5 protein-coding genes are annotated in these 4,647 nt (G+C 73.2%); 2 read left to right on the forward strand and 3 right to left on the reverse strand.

The annotated features are described in order from the left end of the window. Positions 1-76: 76 nt before the first annotated feature. Together J1M39_RS11995 and J1M39_RS12000 are read right to left on the reverse strand one after the other, a co-directional pair. Positions 77-640 carry a GNAT family N-acetyltransferase gene (locus J1M39_RS11995; RefSeq protein WP_044659345.1) on the reverse strand — a complete coding sequence of 188 codons (564 nt, stop codon included), beginning with the start codon at positions 638-640 and terminating at the stop codon, positions 77-79. 92 nt (positions 641-732) lie between these two features. Beyond that, positions 733-1,308, reverse strand: a complete 576-nt coding sequence (locus J1M39_RS12000) for a hypothetical protein (RefSeq protein ID WP_095695112.1) — start codon at positions 1,306-1,308, stop codon at positions 733-735. A gap of 248 nt (positions 1,309-1,556) precedes the next feature. On the opposite strand from J1M39_RS12000, the gene trpB reads away from it, so the two are divergent. Both trpB and J1M39_RS12010 read left to right on the forward strand, forming a co-directional pair. Continuing rightward, the gene (gene trpB / locus J1M39_RS12005) at positions 1,557-2,858 is read left to right on the forward strand and encodes a tryptophan synthase subunit beta (protein ID WP_206496846.1); all 1,302 of its coding nucleotides are present in this window, start codon (positions 1,557-1,559) and stop codon (positions 2,856-2,858) included. A gap of 54 nt (positions 2,859-2,912) precedes the next feature. Further along, the gene (locus J1M39_RS12010) at positions 2,913-3,584 is read left to right on the forward strand and encodes a ZIP family metal transporter (RefSeq protein WP_136939895.1); all 672 of its coding nucleotides are present in this window, start codon (positions 2,913-2,915) and stop codon (positions 3,582-3,584) included. 30 nt (positions 3,585-3,614) lie between these two features. Here J1M39_RS12010 and J1M39_RS12015 read toward each other — a convergent pair whose 3' ends face one another. Beyond that, complete coding sequence (locus J1M39_RS12015; RefSeq protein WP_206496847.1) at positions 3,615-4,535, reverse strand: SDR family oxidoreductase; 921 nt, start codon at positions 4,533-4,535, stop codon at positions 3,615-3,617. Positions 4,536-4,647 lie beyond the last annotated feature (112 nt).

Here is a 4,647-nt window from a genome sequence, read left to right on the forward strand (position 1 = left end):
GCCGGGCGGGGGCGGGAGCGTCCGCGCTCTGCGGACGGGGCAGAGGATGCGGGTGGCATCCCCCCGTTCTACACCCCTAGGCGGCCAGGCGCGCCTCGAGCCCGGCGCGCACCGCGGGCCACTCCTCGCGCACCACGCTGAAGTAGTCGACGTCGGCGATCGTGCCGTCCGCCGCCGGACGGAAGCGGCGCAGAGTGCCCTCGAACGTCGCCCCCAGACGGGCGATGGCGGCGTGCGAACGGGCGTTGCGGTGGTCGCAGCGCAGGGCCACCCGCTCCAGCGTCCATTCCTCGAACGCGTGCCCGAACAACAGCAGCTTGCAGCCGGGGTTCACGGAGGTGCCCCACACCCGACGGGCGTAGACCGTGTGCCCCACCTCCACCCGCAGCCCCGGCACCAGGTCATAGAGGCTCGTGCGCCCCACCAGCTCCCCGCCCTGCTCGACGGCGAACGCGAAGGTGCCCTCCCGCTCGATCAGCTCGGCGAGGTGCGCGGACATGGCCGCACCGTCCACCGGCAGGGGCGCGCTGTTCCCCGCCCACATGACCGCGTCGACGAGCTCGCGCAGGGCGGGGCCGTCGGTGGGTGAGAGGGGGCGCAGGGTGAGGTCCCCGCGGGTGAGGACGATCTCGTGCTTCATGCACCCATCCTGTCAGCGGACTCGGGGTGATCTCCCGGCACGACGAGACCGAGCGCCACGGACGAGGGCGTCGCCTCCGGCGCCCGGCCGGCTCAGAGCGTGGCGGAACGGCGGGCGGAGGCCCTCATGGCCGCGACCCGCTGCGCCACAGGGGCCTCCAGAGCGCCCGGCTGCAGGGCCGGGGCGAGATCGGCGGCCACCTCTCGGGCGACCCCCTCGAGGGCGGAGGCGTCCTGGGCGACCCAGGCGCGCAGCGTCAGGTGCTCCCGCATCCACGCCGTGAGCGTCTCCTCGGACTCCGGGGTGAGGGCGAAGCCCACCCCCGCCGCACCCGGGCTGGTGCGCTCCACATCCAGGCCGAGCTCGCCCGCCAGCAGGGCGGCGAACGCCTGGCGCAGCGGTGAGACGCCGGTACGACCGGACTGGAAGGCGGCGCGCACCTCGCGGCACTGCAGGCTCTCGTCGGCCACGTCGACGGCGAGGACATCACCGGCGGCGGGGGTGAGGCCCAGGGCGGCACGGGCTGACTCCTCGGCCACCACGGCCACGATGCCGGGCACTGCGGGGGCGGCGGTGAGGAACTCGGCGTACCGCATGCCCGGAGTGGCGGCGAGCACAGCGGCGGCCTCGGCGGTCGGGGACGGGGTGTCGACGGCGGTGATGGTCATGGATCCAGGGTGAATCGCGATTCACTGAGACCGGGAGAGTCGTCCATATTTTGAGATTTACAGCCACATGGTGAGACCCGCGCCTGCTCCGACGTGCAGTACGCTGGCCCCATGCAGATGCGCGCGCAGCAGTGGTGGACCGCCTGAGGGCGGCCTCGGTCATGCGCATCTGACACGACGAGCCGCTCGCCTGCCGGGCGGCTCGGTCATGAGCGGCTCCGGCGGGCCCCATCCCAGGAGGACCCCCGATGACCCACCGCAACCCCGAGGACAACGCCCTGAGAGGCGCCGCCGAGCCCCGCACCCTCGCCGAGGCCTGCGACCTCGTCACCACCCCGGACCTGGACGTCTCCGCGGACGGCATGTTCGGCCAGTACGGCGGCGCCCACCTGCCCCCGCAGCTGGCCAGCCCCATGGCCGAGGTCGCCCGCGCGTACGCCGAGGCGCGCCAGGACCCCGACTTCTACGCCGAATACCGACGCCTGCTGCGCGACGCCGTCGGACGTCCCTCCCCCCTGACCCCGCTGGACCGCCTCTCCGACGAGCTCGGCGGCGCACGGATCGTGCTCAAGCGCGAGGACCTGAACCACACGGGCGCCCACAAGATCAACCACACGATCGGCGAGGCGCTACTCGCCAAGCGCATGGGCAAGCGCAGCCTGATCGCGGAGACCGGCGCCGGCCAGCACGGCGTGGCCCTGGCGACGGCGGCCGCGATGGTCGGCCTCGACTGCGAGATCCACATGGGCGCGATCGACGTGGCCAAGCAGCACCCCAACGTGGTGCGCATGCGCCTGCTCGGCACGAAGGTGGTCTCGGTGGAGCGCGAGGGCCGCTCCCTGAAGGAGGCCGTGGACTCGGCGTTCGAGGTGTACGCGGCGGACCCGGAGAAGTACCTCTTCGCGATCGGCTCCGTGGTGGGACCGCACCCGTTCCCCACGATGATCCGCGACTTCCAGTCCGTGGTCGGCCGCGAGGCCCGCGCCCAGTTCCAGGAGCGGTTCGGGGCGCTGCCGAGCGCCGTCGTCGCCGCGGTGGGCGGCGGCTCCAACGCGATCGGCGCGTTCACCGCGTTCCTCGACGACGCCGACGTCGCGCTCGTGGGCGTCGAGCCCGGCGGCCGCTCCGCGACCAAGGGCGAGCACGCGATGACCATGACCCAGGGCCGCGACGGCGTCCTCCACGGCATGGCCACCCTCGTCCTCGCCGACGACGACGGCACCCCGGACCCCGTGCACTCGATCGCCTCGGGCCTGGACTACCCGGGCGTCGGCCCGCAGCACGCCCACTTCGCGCGCGTCGGCCGTGTCCGGTACGTGGCCGAGGACGACGCGGCCGTGCTCGACGCGTTCCAGCGGCTCACGAGGCTCGAGGGCGTCATCCCCGCGCTCGAGTCCGCGCACGCCGTGGCGCACGCGATCCGCCTCGCCGCGCAGATGGGCCGGGACGAGCGGATCCTCGTCAACCTCTCCGGCCGCGGGGACAAGGACGTGGACTACGTGGCCGAGAAGCTCGGTCTCACGGGCGAGGCGGACGAGGTCGTGCGGTGAGCTGAGGCGGCGGCCCGGCGTCGCCCCCGGTCAGCGCGTAGCCTGGCACGCGTGATGACCCTGATGTGGGGCGCCGTCCTGGCGACCCTGCACCGCTGGCACATGGGCACGATCGGACTCGTGCTCGCCTTCGGCGCCGGCGCCCTGATCGCGTCCGTGTCCTTCGAGCTCGCGGAGGCGGGCGTGCAGGCGGCCGGGCCCGCCGCCGTCGGCATCGGGCTGACGCTCGGCGCGGCCGCCTACTTCCTCGGCGACCGTGCGGTGGAGCGCTCCGCCGCGAGGTCCGGCGGCTCGTCCTCGGGCGCCGCACTGACCGTGGGCGCGCTGCTGGACGGCATCCCGGAGCAGCTCGTGCTGGGCATCGGACTGGCCGCGGGCGAGGGCGTGTCCCTCGCGCTGCTCGTGGCGATCTTCATGTCCAACCTGCCCGAGTCCATCGCCGCCACGGCCGACTCCCTCGACGGCGGCAAGACGCGCCGCCACCTGCTGATCCAGTGGTCGCTCGTGACGGTGGTCTGCGCCCTGGCGACGTGGGGCGGCGGGCTGATCGCCGACGTCGCCTCCCCCACCCTGACCGGCGGCATCCAGGGGTTCGCGGCCGGCGCCCTGCTGGTCATGCTGATCGACACGATGATCCCCGAGGCCCGAGAGAAGGGCGGGGAGAAGGCCGGGCTGCTCACCGTGGTCGGCTTCGCGCTCGGCGCGTTCCTGTCCCTGGTGGTGTGACCGCCCAGGGACAGGAACGCCCGACTCCGGTCACGGGGTGGGCATGCCGCCGGTCACCGGGATGGTCGCGCCCACCACATAGGAGGACTCCGGCGAGGCCAGGAACACGTAGGCCGGGGCCAGCTCGGTGGGCTGCCCGGCGCGGCCCAGCGGAGTGGACTGGCCGAACTCCGGCAGGTCCTCCGACTTCTGGCCGCCGGAGGGCTGCAGCGGGGTCCAGATCGGCCCGGGCGCCACGGCGTTCACGCGGATGCCCTTCGGGGCCAGCTGCTGGCCCAGGGCCTTCGTGAAGGTGTTGATGGCGGCCTTGGTGGAGGCGTAGTCCACCAGCTGCTCCGGGGCCATGTAGGCGACCACGGACGTGGTGTTGATGATCGTGGAACCCGGCTTCAGGTGCGGCAGGGCGGCCTTGACCAGGCGGAACTGGGCCAGGATGTTGACGTCGAAGGTGGCCTCGAGCTGCTCGTCGTCGATGTCCTCGATCGAGTCCTGCGCCACCTGCTTGCCGGCGTTGTTCACCAGCACGTCCAGCCCGCCGAGCTTCTCGACCGCCTGGGCCACGAGGTCGGCGCAGAACGTCTTGTCGCGGAGGTCGCCGGGGATCCCGGCGGCGGTGCGCCCCTCCGCCTGCAGGACCTCGAGGACGTGCTGGGCGTCCTTCTCCTCCTCGGGCAGGTAGGTGATCACGACGTCGGCGCCCTCGCGCGCGAACGCAATCGCGGTGGCCGCGCCGATGCCGGAGTCGCCGCCGGTGATGAGCGCCTTGCGGCCCTCGAGACGGCCGGTGCCGCGGTAGGACTTCTCACCCAGGTCGGCCTTCGGCGTCATCTCCGCGTCCAGGCCGGTGCCGGGCAGCGTCTCCTCCGGCGGGCTGATCACGGGGTAGCGCTTCGTGGGGTCCTGCAGGGTGAGCTGGTCGGTGGTGGTGGTGTTCGCGTCGTCGTGCGCCACGGGGTGCTCCTCACGGTCTCGGGGCGGCGCGCGGTCTGCGCGCCGTCCTCCGAGCGTAGGGAGCAGCCCCCCAGCAGAGCCACGGCTGACCGCCTGTCTCTTATACACATCT

Origin of the sequence: Micrococcus sp. KRD077, assembly GCF_017168505.1 — a bacterium.
GTDB lineage: Bacteria > Actinomycetota > Actinomycetes > Actinomycetales > Micrococcaceae > Micrococcus > Micrococcus luteus.

What these genes read in the sequence shown, in the direction of transcription:
- J1M39_RS12010 (WP_136939895.1), top strand. Translation starts at nt 2,913, where the DNA reads ATGACCCTGATGTGGGGCGCCGTCCTGGCGACCCTGCACCGCTGGCAC.
- J1M39_RS12000 (WP_095695112.1), bottom strand. Translation starts at nt 1,308, where the DNA reads ATGACCATCACCGCCGTCGACACCCCGTCCCCGACCGCCGAGGCCGCC.
- J1M39_RS11995 (WP_044659345.1), bottom strand. Translation starts at nt 640, where the DNA reads ATGAAGCACGAGATCGTCCTCACCCGCGGGGACCTCACCCTGCGCCCC.
- trpB (WP_206496846.1), top strand. Translation starts at nt 1,557, where the DNA reads ATGACCCACCGCAACCCCGAGGACAACGCCCTGAGAGGCGCCGCCGAG.